At 58.2% G+C, this 22598-nt stretch carries 21 protein-coding genes and 1 tRNA gene; 13 read left to right on the top strand and 9 right to left on the bottom strand.

What is annotated here, in order from left to right:
• The first annotated feature begins 1 nt into the window (after position 1).
• Positions 2–2218, top strand: coding sequence for a carbamoyltransferase HypF (gene hypF / locus CKK19_RS11430; RefSeq protein ID WP_063853173.1), 2217 nt, complete (start codon positions 2–4; stop codon positions 2216–2218).
• 1 nt (position 2219) lies between these two features.
• Positions 2220–3242, top strand: coding sequence for a HoxN/HupN/NixA family nickel/cobalt transporter (locus CKK19_RS11425; protein ID WP_022649154.1), 1023 nt, complete (start codon positions 2220–2222; stop codon positions 3240–3242).
• 113 nt (positions 3243–3355) lie between these two features.
• Here CKK19_RS11425 and norW read toward each other — a convergent pair whose 3' ends face one another.
• A complete protein-coding gene (gene norW, locus CKK19_RS11420) occupies positions 3356–4489 on the bottom strand; it encodes an NADH:flavorubredoxin reductase NorW (RefSeq protein WP_063853172.1) in 1134 nt (377 codons plus the stop codon).
• Positions 4486–5934, bottom strand: a complete 1449-nt coding sequence (norV, locus tag CKK19_RS11415; protein WP_022649152.1) for an anaerobic nitric oxide reductase flavorubredoxin — start codon at positions 5932–5934, stop codon at positions 4486–4488. The genes norW and norV overlap by 4 nt, the downstream gene beginning before the upstream one ends.
• Before the next feature lie 187 nt (positions 5935–6121).
• Here norV and norR point away from each other — a divergent pair, with 187 nt between their 5' ends.
• Positions 6122–7636 (top strand): nitric oxide reductase transcriptional regulator NorR, encoded by a 1515-nt coding sequence (gene norR / locus CKK19_RS11410; RefSeq protein ID WP_023298459.1) that lies wholly within the window; start codon positions 6122–6124, stop codon positions 7634–7636.
• Here the strand turns inward: norR and gutQ are convergent.
• The 7 genes from gutQ to srlA form a co-directional block, all read right to left on the bottom strand.
• Positions 7633–8598, bottom strand: coding sequence for an arabinose-5-phosphate isomerase GutQ (gene gutQ, locus CKK19_RS11405; RefSeq protein ID WP_023298458.1), 966 nt, complete (start codon positions 8596–8598; stop codon positions 7633–7635). The genes norR and gutQ overlap by 4 nt on opposite strands.
• Positions 8591–9364 carry a glucitol operon DNA-binding transcriptional repressor SrlR gene (srlR, locus tag CKK19_RS11400; RefSeq protein ID WP_015571676.1) on the bottom strand — a complete coding sequence of 258 codons (774 nt, stop codon included), beginning with the start codon at positions 9362–9364 and terminating at the stop codon, positions 8591–8593. Before srlR ends, gutQ begins: the two co-directional genes overlap by 8 nt.
• Positions 9365–9427: 63 nt before the next feature.
• Positions 9428–9787 (bottom strand): transcriptional regulator GutM, encoded by a 360-nt coding sequence (gene gutM, locus CKK19_RS11395; protein ID WP_063853171.1) that lies wholly within the window; start codon positions 9785–9787, stop codon positions 9428–9430.
• 67 nt (positions 9788–9854) lie between these two features.
• Positions 9855–10634: a sorbitol-6-phosphate dehydrogenase gene (srlD, locus tag CKK19_RS11390; protein ID WP_023298456.1), complete on the bottom strand. Its 780-nt coding sequence runs from the start codon at positions 10632–10634 to the stop codon at positions 9855–9857.
• A gap of 14 nt (positions 10635–10648) precedes the next feature.
• The gene (srlB, locus tag CKK19_RS11385; protein ID WP_063147464.1) at positions 10649–11011 is read right to left on the bottom strand and encodes a PTS glucitol/sorbitol transporter subunit IIA; all 363 of its coding nucleotides are present in this window, start codon (positions 11009–11011) and stop codon (positions 10649–10651) included.
• 12 nt (positions 11012–11023) lie between these two features.
• Entirely contained in the window at positions 11024–11983 is a 960-nt protein-coding gene (locus CKK19_RS11380) for a PTS glucitol/sorbitol transporter subunit IIB (RefSeq protein ID WP_225455141.1), read from the bottom strand.
• Positions 11980–12543, bottom strand: a complete 564-nt coding sequence (gene srlA, locus CKK19_RS11375; protein ID WP_003862164.1) for a PTS glucitol/sorbitol transporter subunit IIC — start codon at positions 12541–12543, stop codon at positions 11980–11982. Before srlA ends, CKK19_RS11380 begins: the two co-directional genes overlap by 4 nt.
• A 251-nt stretch (positions 12544–12794) precedes the next feature.
• Between srlA and mltB the strand changes: the two genes are divergently transcribed.
• The 10 genes from mltB (at position 12795) to CKK19_RS11325 (ending at position 22575) form a co-directional block, all read left to right on the top strand.
• Positions 12795–13895 carry a lytic murein transglycosylase B gene (gene mltB, locus CKK19_RS11370; RefSeq protein WP_022649145.1) on the top strand — a complete coding sequence of 367 codons (1101 nt, stop codon included), beginning with the start codon at positions 12795–12797 and terminating at the stop codon, positions 13893–13895.
• A 310-nt stretch (positions 13896–14205) separates the two neighbouring features.
• Entirely contained in the window at positions 14206–14859 is a 654-nt protein-coding gene (locus tag CKK19_RS11365) for a metal ABC transporter ATP-binding protein (RefSeq protein ID WP_063853170.1), read from the top strand.
• Complete coding sequence (locus CKK19_RS11360; protein WP_022649142.1) at positions 14856–15716, top strand: metal ABC transporter permease; 861 nt, start codon at positions 14856–14858, stop codon at positions 15714–15716. Before CKK19_RS11365 ends, CKK19_RS11360 begins: the two co-directional genes overlap by 4 nt.
• Positions 15717–15730: 14 nt before the next feature.
• On the top strand, positions 15731–16609 hold the full coding sequence (locus CKK19_RS11355) for a metal ABC transporter substrate-binding protein (RefSeq protein ID WP_022649141.1): 879 nt from the start codon (positions 15731–15733) through the stop codon (positions 16607–16609).
• Positions 16610–16739: 130 nt separating this feature from the next.
• The gene (gene pncC, locus CKK19_RS11350; protein ID WP_003862172.1) at positions 16740–17237 is read left to right on the top strand and encodes a nicotinamide-nucleotide amidase; all 498 of its coding nucleotides are present in this window, start codon (positions 16740–16742) and stop codon (positions 17235–17237) included.
• 89 nt (positions 17238–17326) lie between these two features.
• Positions 17327–18385, top strand: a complete 1059-nt coding sequence (recA, locus tag CKK19_RS11345) for a recombinase RecA (protein ID WP_022649140.1) — start codon at positions 17327–17329, stop codon at positions 18383–18385.
• A 68-nt stretch (positions 18386–18453) separates the two neighbouring features.
• Positions 18454–18954 carry a recombination regulator RecX gene (recX, locus tag CKK19_RS11340; protein ID WP_017382782.1) on the top strand — a complete coding sequence of 167 codons (501 nt, stop codon included), beginning with the start codon at positions 18454–18456 and terminating at the stop codon, positions 18952–18954.
• 131 nt (positions 18955–19085) lie between these two features.
• Positions 19086–21713: an alanine--tRNA ligase gene (gene alaS / locus CKK19_RS11335; protein WP_022649139.1), complete on the top strand. Its 2628-nt coding sequence runs from the start codon at positions 19086–19088 to the stop codon at positions 21711–21713.
• A 241-nt stretch (positions 21714–21954) separates the two neighbouring features.
• Positions 21955–22140, top strand: a complete 186-nt coding sequence (gene csrA / locus CKK19_RS11330) for a carbon storage regulator CsrA (RefSeq protein WP_000906486.1) — start codon at positions 21955–21957, stop codon at positions 22138–22140.
• Between the two features lie 342 nt (positions 22141–22482).
• A tRNA-Ser gene (locus CKK19_RS11325) sits at positions 22483–22575 on the top strand.
• Positions 22576–22598 lie beyond the last annotated feature (23 nt).

Here is a 22598-nt window from a genome sequence, read left to right as displayed (position 1 = left end):
AATGCGCGTTAACGGCGTACAGCTTCGGGTGCGCGGCAAGGTGCAGGGGGTAGGATTTCGTCCCTTCGTCTGGCAGCTTGCACACCAGCTGGGGCTGGCGGGCGACGTGTGCAACGACGGAGAGGGTGTCCTGGTGCGTCTCGCGGGTAGTGGGGGTGACTTTACCGCGAGACTGCGCCAGGACTGCCCACCGCTGGCGCGCATCGATCGCGTTGAAACGCAGCCGTACAGCTGGAATACGCTGCCGGACGAGTTTGTCATCCGCCACAGCGAGAGCGGGGCGATGGACACGCAAATCGTCCCGGATGCCGCCACCTGTCCCGCGTGCCTGGCGGAGATGCGCGATCCGCGCGAGCGCCGTTATCGCTACCCGTTTATCAACTGCACCCACTGCGGACCGCGGTTTACCATTATCCGCGCCATGCCCTATGACCGCCCGGCCACGTCAATGGCGCCTTTCCCGCTCTGTGTGCCCTGTGAAACGGAGTACCGCAACCCGGCTGACCGGCGTTTTCACGCTCAGCCGGTGGCCTGCCCGGACTGCGGGCCGCAGCTGGAGTGGCAAGCCGGGGATGCTGCCACCACCCGCGAATCGGCGTTAAGCGCGGCGGTGGAGAGATTGAAAAACGGCGGGATTGTGGCGGTCAAAGGGCTGGGCGGATTTCACCTGGTCTGCGACGCGCTTAACCCACAGGCGATTCGGAAATTGCGGGCACGCAAGCAGCGCCCGACCAAGCCGCTGGCGGTGATGATCCCGCATGCGAACGATCTGCCGGAGGCCATCCAGACGCTGTTACGTTCACCCGCTGCGCCGATTGTGCTGACGCCAAAAGCCTGCCTTCCTGCGTTTCCTGAGGAGATTGCGCCGGGGCTGAATACAATTGGCGTGATGCTACCTGCGAACCCGCTCCAGCATTTGCTGATGTTGGACTGCCAGCGCCCGCTGGTGATGACCTCCGGCAACCTCAGCGGTCATCCACCCGCCATAAGCAACCAGCAGGCGCTGGAAGAACTCAGTGACGTCGCTGACGGCTTCCTGCTGCACAACCGCGATATTCTTCAACGGATGGATGATTCCGTAATGGATCGGGACGGTGCGATGCTGCGTCGCGCACGCGGTTTTGTGCCGGATGCCATCACATTGCCCGCCGGATTCCGCGACATCTCGCCCATGTTATGCACCGGCGCGGAGATGAAAAATACCTTCTGCCTGGTACGTGGCAACCAGGCGGTGCTGAGCCAGCATTTTGGCGATCTGAGCGACGAGGGCGTAGAGGCGCAGTGGCGCAGTGCGCTCTCGACGATGCAGGACATCTACGCCTTCCAGCCTGAGCGCGTGGTGTGCGATGCCCATCCGGGATATCACGCCCGACAGTGGGCCCGGGCGCAGGCGCTGCCCGTTGAGACCGTGCTGCATCATCATGCGCATGCAGCAGCGTGTCTGGCGGAGAATGGCTGGCCGCTCGACGGCGGGGATGTTATTGCCCTGACGCTGGATGGGATCGGTATGGGTGAGAACGGCGCGCTGTGGGGCGGCGAGTGCCTGCGGGTGAACTATCGCGACTGCGAACGGCTGGGCGGTCTGCCAGCCGTTGCGCTGCCGGGGGGCGATCTGGCGGCAAAACAGCTGTGGCGCAATTTGCTCGCCCACTGTCTGGCGTTCGTACCTGACTGGCAGCAGTACCCGGAAACAGAGGCGGTACAGCGTCAAAACTGGCCGCTGCTGGCAACGGCAGTGTCGCGCGGTATCAATGCGCCGCGGGCCTCCTCCTGTGGTCGTCTGTTTGACGCCGTGGCCTGTGCGCTGGGCATTGAAACGCAACGCTATGAGGGCGAAGCCGCGTGCCGGCTGGAGGCGCTGGCCGAACGCTGTGCAGGGGTTGATCATCCGGTGACGCTCAAGACGGATAACCTTGCGCTGTTCTGGCAGCAGTGGCTGGCCTGGCGGGCGGAGCCCGGCGAGCGCGCCTGGGCCTTTCACGATGCGCTGGCAAAAGGGCTGAGCGAACTGGCGGCAACGCATGCGCGCCGACGGTCGCTCTCTACGGTGTGCTTCAGCGGAGGTGTCCTTCACAACCGCCTGCTACGCGCGCGCCTTCGTCATTACCTTTCTGATTTCACGCTTCTTTTTCCTTCGCGCCTGCCCGCAGGCGACGGAGCGATCTCCTTCGGGCAGGCGGTGGTTGCTGCCGCCCGATCATGTTCACAAAGGATTTAAAATGTTACGACTTTTACGCAATGAACCTCGTGCAGCGTGCCTGCTGCTGGCTCTGGTGATGGCTAACCTGCTGGCCTGGGGGCTGGCGTGGCACACCTTTAGCGGCAGTACGGCGCTGATGGCGGCCAGCCTGCTGGCCTGGTGTTACGGACTGCGTCATGCGGTGGATGCCGACCATATCGCCGCGATTGATACCGTGACGCGTAAGATGATGCAGCAGGGCAAGCGCCCGTCCGGCGTGGGCGCATGGTTTTCCCTCGGACACTCCACCATCGTGGTGCTGGCCTCCATTGCCATCGCCGCCACCGCCACGGCGTTTCAGAAAAATATGGAATGGTTCCACGAAACCGGCAGCCTGATTGGCACCGCCGTCTCCGCCACCTTCCTGCTGGCGATGGCGCTGGTGAATATGGTGATCCTGCGCGGCGTCTGGCGCAGTTTTCAGGCACTGAAACACGGCAGGCCCGTGCAGGGCGACATCACGCTGCCTGCCCAGGGTGGCGTCATGAACTGGCTGTTCGGCAAAACCTTCCGCCTCGTCAATAAAAGCTGGCAGATGTATCTGGTGGGCTTCCTGTTTGGCCTCGGCTTTGACACGGCCACCGAAATCGGCGTGCTGGGGATCTCCGCCGCCAGCGCCTCCAGCGGGATGTCGGTGTGGTCGATCATGATCTTCCCGGCGCTCTTCGCCAGCGGCATGGCGCTGGTGGATACGCTCGATAACCTGCTGATGGTGGGTGCCTACGGCTGGGCATTCAACAAGCCGCAGCGCAAGCTGTACTACAACATGACCATCACCGGCACTTCGGTGGTGGTGGCGCTGTTTATCGGCGGGCTGGAAGCGCTGGGTCTGCTGATGGACAAGTTCTCCCTCAGCGGCGGCGTGTGGGATCTGATTGGTGCGGTGAACGATAACCTGGGCGACGCCGGGTTTGTGGTGGTCGGGCTGTTTGTCGCCTGCTGGCTGATCTCAATGGCGAACTACCGCTGGCGCGGTTATGACGCGCTGGTGGTGCGGTCCTGAACCACGCAGCCCTGTTTTTGCCCGGCGGCGCTACGCTTGCGCGGGCCTACAAGGTTTACCGTTATGGTGTTAAGTAGGCCGGGTAAGCGGAGCGCCACCCGGCATGACGAGGGTTAAGCAGGTAACGATTTCAGCAGCGCGAAGGCCTCCTTCATTCTGTCTTCGCTGACCACAAAGGCGCGCATCTGACCGACAGTATCGGTGCCGCGCGCCACCATGCCCTGAGGCGAAAGGACAATCTCCCAGTCCAGATCCTGACGCTGCGTTTCACCTGCGAGATGCAGCGGTAGTTCCGGCGTTTTTACCTTCACCAGCATGGCGGGTAATTTCACCGGGGCGTTGCCGCCGAGCAGGTTTTTCGCCAGGAACATGGCGCTTAACTGAATCGGTTGCAGGAACGGCAGCACCTGGCCGTTAATTTCCGCGCAGTCGCCCAGGGCATAAATGTCCGGCTGGGTGGTTTGCAGGTAGCTGTCTACCTTCACGCCGCGATTGATCTCTGCGCCTGCGCGGTGCGCCAGCGCGGTTTCCGGGCGCAGCCCCGTCGCCGCAATAACCACATCCACTTCCACCCTGCGGGTGCGGTCGAGCGTCGCACAGATGCCGGTTTCGGTTTTGCTCAGGCTCTGCAACTGCGATTTCAGCAGCAGATGCACGCCCATGTCGGTCAAACGATGCTGTAAGCGACTGCTTACTTCTGCCGGCATCAGCGCTGACAGAATGCTGGCCGCGTGGTCAACCAGGGTGACGGATTTTCCCGCCCGGCAGAAGTCCATCGCCAGCTCGGTGCCAATCAGCCCGCCGCCGACAATCATCACCCGCATGGCGTCGCGTAACAGGGTCTCGCTGGCCTGATACTCCTGCTGACTGTTGAGCGTGACCATCAACTCGCGGCCCTCAACCGGCGGCACAAACGCAGATGCCCCCGTCGCCAGCACCAGCTTGTCGTACTGCCAGGTTTTATCTTTCGCGTTCACCACGTGGGCGTCGGCGTCGATATCGGTGACCCAGGTGTACGGAAACAGACGCAGATTAAATTGTTCTGCAAACTCCCCCGCCGTCTGGCGGGTGAGATCGTCGGCGCGCTGATTTTGGCTAATGACGTGGCTTAAATCAGGCTTGTTGTACTCATCCATGCTGTCGGCGGCGATCACCGTCAACGGCACGTTAGCATCCTGTTTGCGGATATTTTTCACCAGCTGGCGGGCGGCAAAGCCCGAGCCGATAATGACGATGCCGTGGCTCATTTTGCCTCCGTTGCCAGTTCATCAAAGACGTCTTTTCCGAGGGAACATTCCGGGCAGAGGAAGTTGTCCGGCACCTCGCTCCACGGTGTACCCGGCGCGACATCCTGCAACGGCTCGCCCAGCTCAGGATCGTAAATCCACTGGCAGACGCTGCACTGCATGCAGGGGCCGAGGTCGGCAGCGGCAGGAGCGGCTTCTGCAACGGCTTCCGGCGCAGCAGCCGCGGCGGGTGCGGTTTCCGGCAGCGGCGCAAGCGCCCACTGGCGGGCAATGTCGCGACCGTGCTGGCGACAGATTTCCAGCGCGTCGAGATCCGGACGCCATTTCGCCTTCAGGCTCAGGGACATCTCAAAACCGGCATCCTGTAAACGGGTGGAGAGACGGTCTACCGCGCCGCCGCTCCAGCCGTGTGAACCAAAGGCGCTGGCGCGTTTGTTACGGAAGCGCAGGCCGGTCATCTCTTCCACCAGTCCGGCAATTTTCGGCATCATCACGTTATTCATGGTGGAGGTACCCACCAGCACGCCTTTGGAGCGGAAGACGTTGGTCAATACCTCATTCTTATCGCTGCGCGCCACGTTGAAGATTTTCACTGCCACGTTCGGGTCCACTTCGTTGATGCCCTGGGCAATGGCGTCCGCCATCATGCGGGTGTTGTTGGACATGGTGTCGTAGAAGATGGTAATGCGATCTTCCTGATAGTCCGCCGCCCACTTCAGGTACAGTTCGACGATCTGGGTTGGATTTTCACGCCATACCACGCCGTGGGAGGTGGCAATCATATCCACCGGCAGGTTGAAGCCGAGGATCTCGGTGATTTTTGGCGTGACCAGACGGCTGAACGGCGTCAGGATGTTGGCGTAGTAGCGCTGGCACTGTTCGAACAGCTCGGTCTGATCCACTTCGTCGTTGAACAGACGTTCGTCGCAGTAGTGCTGGCCGAAGGCGTCGTTGCTGAACAGCACCGCGTCACCGGTCATGTAGGTCATCATGCTGTCCGGCCAGTGCAGCATTGGGGTTTCCACGAAGATCAGCTGTTTGCCGTTGCCGATATCCAGCGTGTCGCCGGTTTTTACGGTGTGGAAGTTCCACTCTGGATGGTGGTGGTGGCCGTTGATGGAGTCAATGGCATTGGTGGTGCAGTAGATCGGGGTATCCGGAATGTGGGACATCAGCTCGGTCAGCGCCCCGGCGTGATCCTCTTCCGCGTGGTTGATGATGATGTAGTCGATGTCATTCAAATCGATTTCGCTGCGCAGGTTCTGCACGAACTCGCGGCTGAATTTGTGATCGACGGTATCGATCAGGACGTTTTTACCTTCGCGAATGAGGTAGCTGTTGTAGCTGCTGCCGCGCAGCGTTTTGTATTCCGTCCCGTGAAAATCACGTACTTCCCAGTCACGTTGACCCACCCAATGAATGTTATTTTTAACCAGAATAGACATAGCAACCTCAACTTAATACGGCGTTTTCAAATAAGATGACTGTCATATATCAAGTTGCGTGCCAGTTTTTTAACTTATTGAAAATAATATATTTGTGTTTTGATTCTCCCTAATGGGTAGTCATTTTGACTATCTTGAAAATTGTCAATATGACACTATGTGTTGTCAAAATGACAGTGAGGCAGAGATGAGCTTTTCCGTAGATGTGCTGGCGAAGATCGCCATAGAACTGCAAACCGGTATTGGTCATCAGGACCGCTTTCAACGGCTGATCTCCACGTTGCGCCACGTGCTGGATTGCGATGCCTCGGCGCTGCTGCGTTACGAAGGGCGGCAGTTTATTCCGCTGGCTATCGACGGTCTGGCGAAGGACGTACTCGGGCGGCGCTTTACCCTGGAGGGCCACCCGCGTCTGGAAACCATCGCCCGTGCGGGTGACGTGGTGCGTTTCCCGGCAGACAGCGATCTGCCCGATCCGTACGACGGCCTGATCCCCGGCCAGGAGAGCCTGAAGGTTCACGCCTGTATCGGCCTGCCGCTGTTTGCCGGGCAGAACCTGATTGGCGCGTTAACCCTCGATGGCATGTCGCCGGATCAGTTCGATACCTTCAGCGACGAAGAGCTACGGCTGATTGCCGCGCTGGCGGCCGGGGCGCTGAACAACGCCCTGCTGATAGAACAGCTGGAGAGCCAGAATATTCTTCCGGGTAGCCCGACGGCGTTTGAGCAGGTGGCGCACACCGAAATGATTGGCCTTTCGCCGGGCATGGCGCAGCTTAAAAAAGAGATTGAGATTGTCGCCGCGTCTGATTTGAACGTGCTGATCTTCGGGGAGACCGGCACCGGTAAAGAGCTGGTGGCGAAAGCGATCCACGAAGCCTCGCCCCGTGCGGTGAACCCGCTGGTGTATCTCAACTGCGCGGCGCTGCCGGAAAGCGTGGCGGAAAGCGAGCTGTTCGGACACGTCAAAGGGGCCTTTACCGGGGCGATCAGCAACCGCAGCGGCAAGTTCGAAATGGCTGATAACGGCACGCTGTTCCTCGATGAAATTGGCGAACTCTCCCTTTCGCTCCAGGCCAAACTGCTGCGGGTGTTGCAGTATGGCGATATTCAACGCGTGGGTGACGATCGCAGCTTACGCGTGGATGTGCGCGTGCTGGCGGCGACGAACCGCGATCTGCGCGAAGAGGTGCTGGCGGGCAATTTCCGCGCCGATCTGTTCCACCGTCTGAGCGTGTTCCCGCTCACGGTGCCGCCGCTGCGCGAGCGGGGCGATGATGTGGTGCTGCTGGCGGGCTTTTTCTGCGAACAGTGTCGGCTCAAAATGGGGCTTTCCCGCGTGGTGCTAAGCCCCGGCGCGAGGACGCACCTGCTGAGCTACGGCTGGCCGGGTAACGTGCGTGAACTGGAACATGCGATTCACCGCGCGGTGGTGCTGGCGCGGGCTACGCGTTCGGGGGATGAAGTGGTTATTCATGCGCGCCATTTCGCGCTGCATGAGGAAACGACGCCGTCCGTGAAGCCAGTGATACCTGAGAGCGTGAACGAAAACCTGCGCGAGGCGACGGATGCGTTCCAGCGCCAGATGATCACCCGCGCCCTGGAGCAGAATAACCGCAGCTGGGCGGCATGCGCGCGGGCGCTGGAGATGGACGTCGCCAACCTTCACAGGCTGGCGAAACGTCTGGGGCTTAAGGGTTAAATAATCCCCGCCTGGTAGAAGTCTTGCAGGTTGATCGCGCCGCACAGCCTGCCGTGCTCGTCCACCACCGGCGCAGCGGTGATTTTGCGCTTCATCAGCACCTCTTTGGCTTCAATGGCGCGGCTGTCGGCATTCAGCGTCAGCCCGCCCCGGGTCATTGCTTCGGATACCCGCGCCTCCAGCTTGCCGCCGCCCACCAGCCAGCGGCGCAGGTCGCCGTCGGTGAAGACGCCCTTCACCTGACGGTCGTTGTCGCATACCGCAACCAGCCCCAGCCCGGTGCGGCTCAGCTCCAGCATGGCGTCCATCACGCTGGTGTCGAGTTTGACCTGAGGAATGGCATCGTCCGTGCGCATCAGGTGGTGAACCTTGTTGAGCAGACGTGCCCCAAGCGCGCCAGCAGGATGGGAACGGGCGAAATCTTCCTCATTAAAACCGCGCGCCTGCATCACCGCCATCGCCAGCGCGTCGCCCATCATCAGCGTGTTGACGGTGCTGGAGGTCGGTGCCAGGTGCATCGGGCAGGCTTCGCGCTCAACGGAAATATCCAGCGTTGCTTTCGCGGCCAGCGCCAGCGGCGAACGGGATTTGCCGGTCATCGCTAACAGGGCCACCGATTTTTCTTGCAGGCGAGGGATGATGAGATCCAGCTCTTTGGCTGAACCGGAGTAGGAGATAAACAGCATCACGTCGCGGCTTTCGATCATCCCCAGATCGCCGTGCAGCGCTTCGGCAGGATGCACGAAGAACGCCGGTGTGCCGGTGCTGGCAAGCGTCGCGGCAATCTTCTTGCCGATATGACCGGATTTACCGATACCCGCCACGATCACTTTGCCCTCGCAGTGGATAATGGTGTTGGCTGCACGAACAAAATCCTCACCCAGACGCTCCGGCAGGCGGCTGGCTTCCTGTAGCTCCAGCAGCAGAGTCTGGCGGCCTGCGTTTAACAGAAAATCACTCATTTTTCTCTCCGGTTACGATCACGTCGATGCCCTTCGCTTCCAGCGCTTTTTTAAATGCCGGATCGATACCTGCGTCGGTAATCAGCTTATCGACGCTTTCAAGGCTACAGACAATGTTGGGGCTTTTACGGCCAAACTTCGACGAGTCCGCCATCAAAATCACTTCCCGCGCGGCGTTGCACATCGCTTTGCTGACGCTGAACACCTCGTTGAAGGTGGTCACGCCCGCGTTGAGGTCGATGCCGTCCGTGCCCATAAACAGCTTATCGAAGCTGAAGTGGTCGAAGGCATTCTCCGCCAGCTGCCCGTGAAACGACGCGGATTTTTTACGGAAGGTGCCACCGGGCATCAGGATGGTCTGCTCGCTGTCGAACTCTGACAGCGCATTGACGATGTGCAGGCTGTTGGTCATCACGGTGATGTTATTAAAGCGGCTGAGCAGCGGGATCATCTGTAGGACGGTACTGCCAGCGTCGAGGATGATGGAATCGCCGTCCTGGATAAATTTGACCGCAGCTTCGGCAATCAGCGCTTTCTGGTGCGTATTAATCAGCGTCTTGTGATCGATAGGCGGGTCGGCTTCGTCTTTATTGAGCACCACGCCGCCGTAGGTACGAATGACGGCGCCGGAGTTTTCGAGCAACACCAGGTCCTTGCGTATTGTCGTGCCGGTGGTGTCAAAGTAGTGGGCCAGATCCTCTACCGAGCACTTTCCCTGCTTTTGCAGATGCTCAAGTATGGCCGCCTGCCGCTGACGTGGTTTCATAGGCGCTTCGTTCCTTACGTTGCGAAATGATAATTCCGCAAGTTTATAACTTTCACAACGAAATTATCCATGTTTCAGATTAAGCGCTAATGATAGTGCATTCTGACAGAGTGAATCATGGGGGAAGATCACATCAGGTTGTAATTCATGCAGCAACATGCCGTTGATCGCCTGGATTTTCACCGGGCGGGCAAAGACGGTCATGCCGCGCATGATGAGGGAATCGCAGACCTTATTGTTTTCATCCAGCGCAACAGCGACGACAACCCGCGGTTTGAAGCGTCCGCCGGAACGCCCGACGCCCACACGGCCTTTTTGGCACAGGGCGTCAAAGGCGCGGTTAAACTGATGGATTTGCCAGCCGCCAAACGCCATCTGGCAGATCCAGGCGAGGGCGGCGACGGTGATTAATGCGGTTACCATATCGGCTCCTTGTTTTGTTCCCTCTCCCGGTGGGAGAGGGTTAGGGTGAGGGCATCAGGCCGCTCGATCAGAACATCACCTGCCCACCGGTGACGTTAATCGACTGCCCGGTGCAGTACGAGGCTTTCGGGCTGGCGTAAAACAGCAGCATGTTCAGCACGTCCTGATAATCACACCCGCGCTTGAGCGGCACTTTGTCGATGTAGTACTGCTCCACTTCTTCAGCTTTGATGCCGAGCTTGGAGGCGTACTGCGGCAGCAGGGACTGGAACATCGGCGATTTCAACAGGTTACCCAGCATCAGCGAGTGAACGGTGATGCCGTATTCGGCCAGATCCAGCGCCAGAGACTGCGTCAGCCCCACGCCGCCAAACTTCGCCGCGCTGTAGCCGGAGTTGTGCTTGCTGCCCACTTTCCCGGATTTCGAGTTGATCTGAATGATGCGCCCCTGAATACCATCGCGGATCATCAGCCTGGAAAACTCACGGGCGCAGAGGAAATAGCCCACCAGATTCACCTGCAACGAGCGGTCAAAATCCCCCAGTTCGAAATCGCTGATAAAGGCCGCTTTCGCGATCCCCGCGCTGTAGACCAGCAGGTCGATACGCCCAAATATCTCATCTACGCCGCGGGCCAGCGCCATCACGCTCTGCTCGCTGGTGGCGTCGGCACCAAATCCGTACGCCATCCCTTCGCCAAACTCGGTGTTGATGGCGTCCGCCACGCGGGCGGCTTTTTCACTCTGAATGTCCACAACCGCCACGCGGTAACCCTCTGCGGCAAGCCCACGGCAGAGGAACTCGCCTAAGGTTTGTCCCCCACCAATGACAACGGCAACCTGACTCATGTGTTTCTCCTTAATTACGCAACAAATTTTAACGTACAGCCTGGTGTGACAGCCTGCGGAACCGGCCCCTCAACGTGAACCGTGCCGGGATACTCCGCCTGCGGCTGCCCGTCAAAACGCAGGGTGATGTGCCCCAGCTCGCGCAGGTTTTGTTCAGCGACGTCGCCGACGGCGGTCACGGCATAGCGCACCTCGCCCAGCTCAAGCTGGCTCCCGGCCTTCAGCTCGCCGTTTAGCTCGCCGTGGCAGTGGATAAAGCAAAACTCTTCGATATCCGCAGGCGCCCCTTCGCGGAAGGTGATCAGCATCTGGTCGCTCAGCGCATCGGCCGCGCTCTGGCCGATGCGGGTAATGGTGGTCTGGTAAATCACGGTCATGGCAGGAACCTCTTATTGATAAATAAAGCCGGAGACAAACCAGGCAATCAGCACCGTGGGCGCGCCCGTCAGGAAGCGGCTCACCAGCACGGAGGGGACGCCCACGCGCACGGTGTCCTGACGTGCTTCCGCCAGCGACAGCCCGACGGGGATGAAGTCGCACGCCGCCTGAGCGTTAATGGCAAAAAGGGCTGGCAGAGCGAGGTGCGGGGGAATGTTGCCCAGACCAATCTGTACGCCAATCAGCACGCCGATGACCTGGGCAATCACCGCGCCCGGGCCGAGAAACGGCGACAGCAGCGGGAAGGAGCAGATCAGCGCCAGCGTCACCAGGCCGAGCGGGTGGCTGGCGAGCGGGGCGAGGCCGCGGGCAATCCAGTCGCCGAGGCCGGAGGCCATGATGATACCGATCAACGCCGAGACGAACGCCATAAACGGCAGAATGGTTTTCAGCACCGTGTCGATGGTGTCGCGCCCGGACTGGAACAGCACCGCCACGGCGGACCCCATCCCCATCCCGACCTTCGCCAGCAGGCCATCGCTCTGCTCGGTGATTTTTTTGCTGGTGTCGTACTCGCGCGGGGCCGCTTTTTGCGGCGCGGATGTGCCATTCACCAGCGTGATGTTGTCCTCCTTCACCCCAGAGACATAAATATCCTCAAGGATGTACTGCGCCAGCGGGCCGGATTTCCCGGTGGAGTGAATATTTACCGTCGGAATGCGGCGCTTCGGATAGATGCCGCAGCGCAGCGTGCCGCCGCAGTCGATCACCGCCACGCCGATTTCCGCTTCCGGCGGTTCGCCTTCCTTGAAGCCGTCGACCGCTTCCCAGCCGGTCAGCTCGTGCAGCCTGTCGACGATCGCCGGGCGCGTGCCCGCGGTGATGTACACAATCTTTTTGCCTTCGGTGGCGTCGAACTCCAGCGGGCCGCCCCAGCCGCCCGTGCCTTTCTCAATGCGGATCCGGTTCATGCTGTAGCTCCTGAAAGATGGACTTTCTGTTCAAGCTGGATGCCCATTTTTTTCTCAAAAATGGCGGTGGTGAGATCCGTCACCCAGCCGCGGAAGAAGTTGGTGACCAGACCGACCAGCAGGTAGCTCACCGCCAGCGGGCCGAGCGGCAGGCCAAGCGTGGTAAGGCCGCTGGCGATCCCGAGATAAACGAACAGCTCGCCGGGGTTGATGTGCGGGAACAGGCCGTTCATGGAATGGCAACTGTAGGAGGCGGCGGCGTAATAGCTCGGCTTGTACTTCTCTGGCATAAAGCGGCCGAGGCTTAAGGTCATCGGGTTGCAGAACACAAAGGTGCCGATGAAGGGCAGGATCAGGTAGCGGGACAGCGGGTTTCCGGCGCAGCGCTGGGCGAAGCGTTCAATACGCTGCTGGCCGATAAAGTTAATCAGCGCGTTCATGATTACCAGCAGGCTGATCAGCAGGGGCAGGATCCCGGTCACCATGCCGGTGAATACCTCGCCGCCTTTCTGAAAAAGCCCGATGAACCACTCGGCGCCGTGGGTGATGGTTTCTATCATTCTTCTCTCCTGTAGGGCGTTTGTTTTTGTCTGTTCGGGGCTAATAATAATCAAATTGAAAGCTTTTAAAGTGTTAATTAGATCTCACAATGAAAGAAAAATGGATTAATTTGAAAGATAATTGGTGGGGCGAATGATTTTCGATGGAAAAAAGCGCGGATTTGCGTTGGGGAGGTGTGTACCGCTTCCTTGAGGTGTTGCGGATGCTTTACCATACTGGGTTCTTACCGAACTCGTTAAATGGATGCCACATGTTCAAGCGTCGTTATGCAGCGCTGTTACCTGCGCTTATTCTCCTGTCCGCCTGTAGTAGCAAACCCAGGACTGAAGCTGTTCAACAAACGGCGGGCGCGCCTTCCGGCGGGTTTCTGCTTGAGCCGCAGCACAATATGATGCAGATGGGCGGCGACTTCGCGAATAACCCTGCGGCCGAACAGTTCATCGATAAAATGGTGAGCAAGCACGGTTTTGATCGCCAGCAGCTGCATGCTATTTTGTCTCAGGCGAAGCGTCTGGACTACGTGCTGCGCCTGATGGACAGGCAGGCGCCGACGGCCCAGGTGCCGACCGGGCCAAACGGGGCGTGGCTGCGCTATCGCAAACAGTTTATTACCCCGGACAACGTGCAAAATGGCGTGGTGTTCTGGAATCAGTATGAAGACGCCCTGAACCGCGCGTGGCAGGTCTATGGCGTGCCGCCGGAGATCATCGTCGGTATTATTGGGGTCGAGACTCGCTGGGGACGCATTATGGGTAAAACCCGCATCCTCGATGCGCTGGCGACGCTCTCCTTCAACTACCCGCGCCGCGCCGAGTATTTCTCCTCTGAACTGGAAACCTTCCTGCTGATGGCGCGAGACGAACAGGACGATCCGTTAGATCTGAAAGGGTCGTTCGCCGGTGCGATGGGCTACGGCCAGTTTATGCCGTCCTCCTATAAGCAGTACGCGGTAGATTTTAACGGGGATGGTCACATCAACCTGTGGGATCCCGAAGACGCCATTGGCAGCGTGGCCAACTACTTCAAAGCGCACGGCTGGACGCCGGGCGGCCAGGTGGCGGTGCAGGCAAACGGCGAGGCGTTTGGTCTGGAAAACGGATTTAAAACCAAATACAGCGTTGCGCAGCTTGCAGCGGCAGGCTTAACGCCGTCGCAGCCGCTGGGCAATGTTGACCAGGTGAGCCTGCTGCGCCTGGATGTCGGAACCGGTTATCAGTACTGGTTCGGACTGCCGAACTTCTACACAATTACCCGCTACAACCACAGCACGCACTATGCGATGGCGGTGTGGCAGCTGGGGCTGGCGGTGTCTCAGGCGCGTGTGCCGGCAGCGTCACCGTTTAGCCAGTAAGTTACCCCGACGGGTAGGCCGGGTAAGGCAACGCCGCCACCCGGCATGGCTGCCCGCACGGTGCGGCCTGATGCCCTCACCCTGACCCTCTCCCACGGGAGAGGGAAGTTTGCAGAAACATTTCGCCACATTCCCATTTCACTCCCGCCGTTTACATCTTAATCGTCTTTCATTATTGTTATGTTATAACATAATTTTGAATTGAAATGCCCATGTCCCTGTTTTCTCTCTCATCCCCGGTTCGGCTGCTGCTGGCGCTGGTGCTCATTCTGTTTCTCGGCCTGGCCGTGCGCTGGGCGGTGGCGTTGCCATGATCGTGATGAACGACCTGGTGGCGGGTTACGATCGCCAGCCCGTTACGCGCGCACTGTCCGGCGTGATTGAACGCGGGAGCATGACCGCCATCGTCGGGGCCAACGGCTGCGGCAAATCCACGCTGCTGAAAACGCTCGCTGGCTTTCTTCCGCCCGTCAGCGGTACGTTTCGCTGGCAGGGGAGACGTCCGGTGGTGGGCTGGCTGGCGCAGCGTCACGCGCTGGAGGCGCAATTTCCTCTGACCGTGCAGGACGTGGTGAGCATGGGCTGCTGGCCAGAAATCTCGCTATTTGCCGGTTTTCGTCGGGATACCCGCATGCGCATTGCCGGCGCGCTTGAGCGCGTGGGGCTGGCGTCCATGGCGTTATCCACCATCGATGAACTCTCCGGCGGGCAATTTCAGCGCATGCTGTTTGCCCGCGTTTTAGTGCAGCAGGTACCGCTGGTGATGCTGGACGAACCCTTCACCGGCGTTGATGAAGCGACCTGCAACGTGCTGATGGATCTGATGCTGGAGATGTATATGCAGGGGCAGACCCTACTGGCGGTTCTGCATGACAGCGAGCGCGTAGCACGTCACTTCCCGCAGACGTTACGTCTGGACGCTGATATTCCCCAATGGAAAACCGAGCGGGTGAGGGTGGCATGATCTGGCATACATTCTTCCAGCCGTTTATTGAGTACGGCTTTATGCGCCGTGCACTTGTGGTTTGCCTGGCGCTCTCCGTCAGCACCACGGCGCTGGGGGTATTCCTTCAGCTGCGTCGGATGAGCCTGATGGGGGACGCCCTTTCTCATGCCATTTTGCCGGGTGTCGCGGTGGGCTATCTGCTCAGCGGTATGTCGCTGCTGGCAATGACTGTCGGCGGGTTTATTGCCGGGATCGCCGTTGCGCTGGTGGCCGGGCTGGTCAGCCGCCGCACGCCCCTTAAAGAGGATGCCAGCTTCGCGGGGTTTTACCTGGGTTCCCTGGCGCTGGGCGTCACGCTGGTGTCGCTGCGCGGTTCAAATGTCGATCTGCTTCATCTTTTGTTTGGCTCCATTCTCGCCGTGGATAGCGCGTCAGCCCTGTTCGTGACGGGCGTTTGCATGTTCACGCTCCTCACGCTGGCGATGTTTTATCGTGGGCTGGTCAGCGAAGCGTTCGATACCGCGTGGTTGCAGGTGAACGCGCGCTGGCTGCCCGGGATGTTACACGGTCTGTTTCTGGCGCTGCTGGTGCTCAACCTGGTGGCCGGTTTTCAGGTGCTCGGCACGTTGATGGCCGTCGGGCTGATGATGTTGCCCGCCGTGGCGGCACGCTGCTGGGTGCGCACCCTGCCAGGGTTACTTCTGATGGCGGGTATCAGCGGTATTTTTTGCGCGTGGCTGGGCTTAAGCCTTTCCTGGGCAGTGAGTCTGCCCGCCGGGCCCTCCATTGTGCTGACCGCCAGCGCATTGTTCTTTATTTCCGTTTTATTTGGCACGCGCAGCAGGCTGGCGGATAGCCTGCGGGCGCTTTTTTAACGCAAGGGGAAACGATGAAACGTACAGGGTTAGCCGTGGCGCTCGCGCTCGGCATGATGACGCACGGCGTAATGGCGAAAACGCTTAATGTGGTGACCAGCTTTTCCATCCTGGGAGACATCACGCAGCAGGTTGGCGGCGATCGTGTGAAGGTGACGACGCTGGTGGGGCCGGACGGTGATCCCCATACTTTCGAACCCTCGCCCAAAGACAGCGCGGCGTTGAGTAAAGCTGACGTGGTGGTGGTCAATGGGCTGGGGCTGGAGGGCTGGCTCGATCGTCTGGTGAAAGCCTCCGGATTCAAAGGCCAGCTGGTGGTTGCTTCGGACGGCGTGAAAACGCACACGCTGGAAGAGGACGGTAAAACCGTGACCGATCCGCACGCGTGGAACAGCGCGGCGAACGGCGCGCTGTATGCGCAAAATATTCTCTCAGGGCTGGTGAAGGCCGATCCTGAAGATACGGCGGCGCTTGAAGCTACCGGTAAACCCTATATTGCGCAGCTCTCTCAGCTGGACGGTTGGGCTAAAAAGCGTTTCAGCGACATCCCACAGGCGAAGCGCAAAGTGCTGACCAGCCACGACGCTTTCGGCTATTTCAGCCGCGCCTACGGCGTGACGTTTATGGCGCCGCAGGGGCTGTCGTCTGAGAGTGAAGCCAGCGCGGCGCAGGTGGCGGAGATCATCAATCAGATTAAAGCTGACGGCGTGAAAACCTGGTTTATGGAAAACCAGCTTGACCCGCGCCTGGTGAAGCAGATTGCGACCGCCACGGGCGCCCAGCCGGGCGGTGAACTTTACCCGGAAGCGCTGTCCGCGAAGGGCGGCGTGGCGGACACCTACGTCAAGGCGTTTCGCCACAATGTAGACACCCTCGCTAACAGCATGAAATAAGCGTCTCTCTGGCCGGTGCGCCCGCATCGGCTTTTTTCTGAAGCCCCCTCGTAAAACCCGACGCGCATCCCCATATTTGATGAGAAAGTGCTATCTTGTGCTGCATGTTTTTCTAAGGCCTGGAGCGAGAATGACTGACCATGAATTGATGCAGCTAAGCGAAGTGGTGGGGCTGGCGCTGAAACAGCGCGGCGCGACTCTTACGACCGCAGAATCCTGCACCGGCGGCTGGGTGGCGAAAGCAATTACCGATATTGCTGGCAGTTCCGCCTGGTTTGAACGCGGCTTTGTGACCTACAGTAACGAGGCTAAAGCGCAGATGATTGGCGTGCGTGAAGCCACGCTTGAGCAGCATGGCGCGGTCAGCGAGCCGGTGGTGATCGAAATGGCGATTGGCGCGCTGAAAGAGGCGCGCGCAGATTACGCTATCTCCATCAGCGGTATCGCGGGGCCGGACGGCGGCAGCGACGTGAAGCCTGTCGGCACCGTCTGGTTTGGCTTTGCCACCTCAAAAGGTGAAGGGATCACCCGCCGGGAATGCTTCAGCGGCGATCGCGAAAGCGTGCGTCGTCAGGCAACGGAATATGCGTTAAAAACGCTCTGGCAACAATTTCTACAAAATACTTGATACTGTATGACTATACAGTATAATTGCCTCAACAGAACAGAAGTCCATGGTGAAGCGCAGTTGCTTCTCCCGGCATGACAGGAGTAATAATGGCTATCGACGAAAACAAACAGAAAGCGTTGGCGGCAGCACTGGGCCAGATCGAAAAGCAATTCGGTAAAGGCTCCATCATGCGCCTGGGTGAAGACCGTTCCATGGACGTGGAAACTATCTCCACTGGTTCGCTTTCTCTTGATATCGCACTGGGCGCTGGCGGTTTACCGATGGGCCGTATCGTAGAAATCTACGGTCCGGAATCCTCGGGTAAAACCACCCTGACGTTGCAGGTTGTTGCGGCGGCACAGCGCGAAGGTAAAACCTGTGCGTTTATCGATGCCGAGCACGCGCTGGACCCGGTCTATGCCCGTAAACTGGGCGTTGATATCGACAACCTGCTGTGCTCACAGCCGGACACCGGCGAGCAGGCCCTGGAAATTTGTGACGCGCTGGCGCGCTCAGGTGCGGTTGACGTGATCATCGTCGACTCCGTTGCGGCGCTGACGCCAAAAGCGGAAATTGAAGGTGAAATCGGTGACTCTCACATGGGCCTCGCGGCACGTATGATGAGCCAGGCGATGCGTAAGCTGGCGGGTAACCTGAAGCAGTCCAATACGCTGCTGATCTTCATCAACCAGATCCGTATGAAAATTGGTGTAATGTTCGGTAACCCGGAAACCACCACCGGCGGTAACGCTCTGAAATTCTACGCTTCTGTCCGTCTGGATATCCGCCGTATCGGCGCGGTGAAAGAGGGGGATAACGTCGTCGGTAGCGAAACCCGCGTGAAGGTTGTGAAGAACAAAATCGCAGCACCGTTCAAACAGGCTGAATTCCAGATCCTCTACGGCGAAGGTATCAACTTCCTCGGCGAGCTGGTTGACCTGGGCGTGAAAGAGAAGCTGATTGAAAAAGCGGGCGCATGGTACAGCTACAACGGTGACAAGATTGGTCAGGGTAAAGCGAATGCTATCTCCTGGCTGAAAGAGAACCCGGCGGCGGCGAAAGAGATTGAGAAGAAGGTGCGTGAACTCCTGCTGAGCAACCAGGACTCTAAACCTGATTTCGTGGTCGACGGCGCGGATGCTGAAGAAACCAACGAAGACTTTTAATCCTCTCGGATAAAAATGAAGGGCTGCTGATGCGGCCCTTTTTGCATTTCTGAATCGACAGGTTTTTTATGAGTGAACCGACATCACGCCGACCAGCCTACTCACGCTTGCTGGATCGGGCCGTGCGTATTCTTGCCGTGCGTGACCATAGCGAACAGGAGCTGCGGCGGAAACTGTCAGCGCCCGTCATGAGCAAAAACGGTCCGGAAGACATTGATGCCACCGCGGAAGATTATGACCGCGTGGTTGCCTGGTGCTACGAGCATCACTATCTGGATGACGGCCGTTTTGCCGCTCGCTTTCTTGCCAGCCGTGGTCGTAAAGGCTATGGGCCAGCGCGTATCCGCCAGGAGCTGAACCAGAAAGGTGTAGCCCGTGAATCGATTGAAAAAGCCATGCGCGAAAGTGAAATCGACTGGTGCGAACTGGCGCGTGAGCAGGCGGTACGAAAGTACGGTGAGCCGCTGCCGCGTGAATTTTCAGAAAAAGTTAAAATCCAGCGCTTTTTGCTCTACCGCGGCTTCCTGATGGAAGATATTCAGGATATCTGGCGTAATTTTACCGATTGAACGCATGCGGGATTTTACTTCCCACTAAAGAAAACTTATCTTATTCCCACTTTTTCCAGTAGCTGGTCCGTCCAACTGTTTACAGATACAGATCTGCTGCGACATTTCGTTAGCTTGATTTCAGGATAATTATGAGCAAGAGCACCGCTGAGATCCGTCAGGCGTTTCTCGATTTTTTCCATAGTAAGGGACACCAGGTTGTTGCCAGCAGCTCCCTGGTACCGAACAATGACCCGACTCTGCTGTTTACCAACGCCGGGATGAACCAGTTCAAGGATGTGTTCCTTGGTCTCGACAAGCGTAATTATTCCCGCGCCACAACCTCACAGCGTTGCGTGCGTGCGGGCGGTAAACACAACGATCTGGAAAACGTCGGTTACACCGCGCGCCACCACACTTTCTTCGAAATGCTGGGTAACTTCAGCTTCGGCGACTACTTCAAACACGACGCCATTCAATATGCGTGGGAACTGCTGACCGGTGAAAACTGGTTTAATCTGCCGAAAGAGCGTCTGTGGGTGACCGTGTATGAGACCGATGACGAAGCGTTCGACATCTGGGAAAAAGAAGTGGGTATCCCTCGTGAACGTATCATCCGTATCGGTGACAACAAAGGCGCGCCTTACGCGTCTGATAACTTCTGGCAGATGGGTGACACCGGCCCTTGCGGTCCGTGCACCGAGATCTTCTACGATCATGGTGACCACATCTGGGGCGGCCCTCCGGGAAGCGCGGAAGAAGATGGCGATCGCTACATTGAGATCTGGAACATCGTCTTCATGCAGTTCAACCGTCAGGCCGACGGCACCATGGAGCCGCTGCCAAAACCGTCCGTAGATACCGGTATGGGTCTTGAGCGTATCGCGGCCGTTCTGCAACACGTTAACTCCAACTATGAGATTGACCTGTTCAGCACCCTGATCAAAGCCGTTGCCGAAGTGACGGGCGCAACCGATCTGAACAACAAATCACTGCGCGTTATCGCAGACCATATTCGTTCCTGTGCGTTCCTGATTGCTGACGGCGTTATCCCGTCGAATGAAAACCGTGGCTATGTGCTGCGTCGTATCATTCGTCGTGCGATCCGTCATGGCAACATGCTGGGCGCGAAGGACACCTTCTTCTATAAACTCGTTGGGCCACTGATTGGCGTGATGGGCTCTGCCGGTGACGAGCTGAAACGCCAGCAGGCGCAGGTTGAACAGGTTCTGAAAACCGAAGAAGAGCAGTTTGCCCGTACGCTGGAGCGCGGACTGGCGCTGCTGGACGACGAGCTGGCGAAACTCAAGGGCGACACGCTGGATGGCGAAACCGCTTTCCGCCTGTACGACACCTACGGCTTCCCGGTTGACCTGACGGCGGACGTTTGCCGCGAGCGCAACATCAAAGTTGACGAAGCAGGCTTTGAAGCCGCAATGGAAGAGCAGCGTCGTCGTGCGCGTGAATCCAGCGGTTTTGGCGCGGACTACAACGCGATGATCCGCGTTGATAGCGCGTCTGAATTTAAAGGCTACGAAGAGCTGGCTCTGACCAGCAACGTGACCGCGCTGTTTGTTGACGGTAAAGCCGTAGACAGCATTAGCGCAGGTCAGGACGCGGTTGTTATCCTGGATAAAACACCGTTCTATGCGGAATCCGGCGGCCAGGTTGGCGATAAAGGCGAACTGAAAGGCAATGGCTTCAGCTTCAGCGTAAGCGATACCCAGAAATACGGTCAGGCAATTGGTCACCAGGGCAAACTGGTTTCCGGTTCTCTGAAAGTGGGCGAGGGCGTTCAGGCCAACGTTGACGAAGCTCGCCGCGCGCGCATTCGTCTGAACCACTCGGCAACCCACCTGATGCACGCAGCCCTGCGCGAAGTGCTGGGTACGCACGTTGCACAGAAAGGTTCTCTGGTTAACGACAAAGTGCTGCGTTTCGACTTCTCGCATTTTGAAGCGATGAAGCCGTCTGAAATTCGTGCGGTGGAAGACCTGGTGAATGCCCAGATCCGCCGTAACCTGCCAATCGAAACCCACATCATGGATCTTGAGGCAGCGAAGAAGAAAGGTGCGATGGCGCTGTTTGGCGAGAAATATGACGACCGCGTTCGCGTGCTGAGCATGGGCGACTTCTCTACCGAACTGTGTGGCGGTACTCACGCATCCCGCACCGGTGACATCGGCTTGTTCCGCATCGTTTCCGAGTCGGGTACGGCGGCAGGCGTGCGTCGTATTGAGGCGGTGACCGGGGAAGGTGCAATTGCCAGCCTGCATGCGCAGAGCGACCAGCTGCACGAGATCGCGCAGCTGCTGAAAGGCGATAGCCAGAACCTGGGCGAGAAAGTGCGTGTCGCGCTGGATCGTACCCGTCAGCTGGAAAAAGAACTCCAGCAGCTGAAAGAACAGGCTGCGGCGCAGGAGAGCGCAAACCTCTCCAGCAAAGCGGTAGACATTAAGGGCGTCAAACTGCTGGTCAGCGACCTGGCGGGCGTTGAGCCTAAGATGCTGCGTACCATGGTCGACGATCTGAAGAACCAGCTTGGTTCGACGGTTATCGTGCTGGCAACGGTCGCAGAGGGTAAGGTTTCTCTGATTGCGGGCGTCTCTAAGGATGTGACGGATCGTGTCAAAGCAGGGGAACTGATTGGCATGGTCGCCCAGCAGGTGGGTGGCAAAGGTGGCGGTCGTCCGGACATGGCGCAAGCCGGTGGTACGGATGCGGCGGCACTTCCCGCGGCATTAGCCAGCGTTGAAAGCTGGGTAAGCGCGAAACTGTAATAACTACAAAGCACAAGCAGACGCCATAGCGGTAACGTTATGGCGTCTTGCTCACTGCGCTATCGATAACGATAAAGTCAGGTTGAGTTTGTGTATATCGGCTAAACTTACGTTTAACAGAATGTGATGCCGTGACTGCTTACACTTTACGTGTTTGTCATCGCTTACTTTTTGGCGTTATATGATGGATAATGCCGGGATACAAGAGACCCGACTCTTTTAATCTTTCAAGGAGCAAAGAATGCTGATTCTGACTCGTCGAGTTGGTGAGACCCTCATGATTGGGGATGAGGTCACCGTGACAGTTTTAGGGGTAAAGGGTAACCAGGTACGTATTGGTGTTAACGCTCCTAAAGAAGTATCTGTCCACCGTGAAGAGATCTACCAGCGTATCCAGGCTGAAAAATCCCAGCAGTCCAGTTACTGATATTGTCGCGTCTCGCTGTCGGGCGAGACGCAACCCTCCCGCTATTTTTACTGCATAAAGTTACCGTTCTATTTCAAACGCTTCGTTTTTGACCACTCTCATAATCTTATCTCATCCAAATGACGCGCTTCTCTCAACACAATTCTGTGAAGATGCCTGCAAAATCCGCTTATAAAACACTCTCTTTGCGGCTTTTACATGCGAATTGCGTGCGAATTGTGCAAACGAAAAAAGCATGTGGAAAATTGTTTGACTTATAAGTCCCAGAAAGTAATATATGCGCCACGCAGCGACGAGAAGCTCTTAACGAGTTGCTCGAAGCACTCGAAAGAGGCGTTGTGTGGTGAGGTGGCCGAGAGGCTGAAGGCGCTCCCCTGCTAAGGGAGTATGCGGTCAAAAGCTGCATCCGGGGTTCGAATCCCCGCCTCACCGCCATTTTGCATCCGTAGCTCAGCTGG

The organism is Enterobacter sp. CCUG 70166, from assembly GCF_020224095.1.
GTDB lineage: Bacteria > Pseudomonadota > Gammaproteobacteria > Enterobacterales > Enterobacteriaceae > Enterobacter > Enterobacter intestinihominis.
The sequence above is the reverse complement of the archived record's forward strand: the minus strand, read 5'-3'. Positions and strand labels throughout refer to the sequence as shown.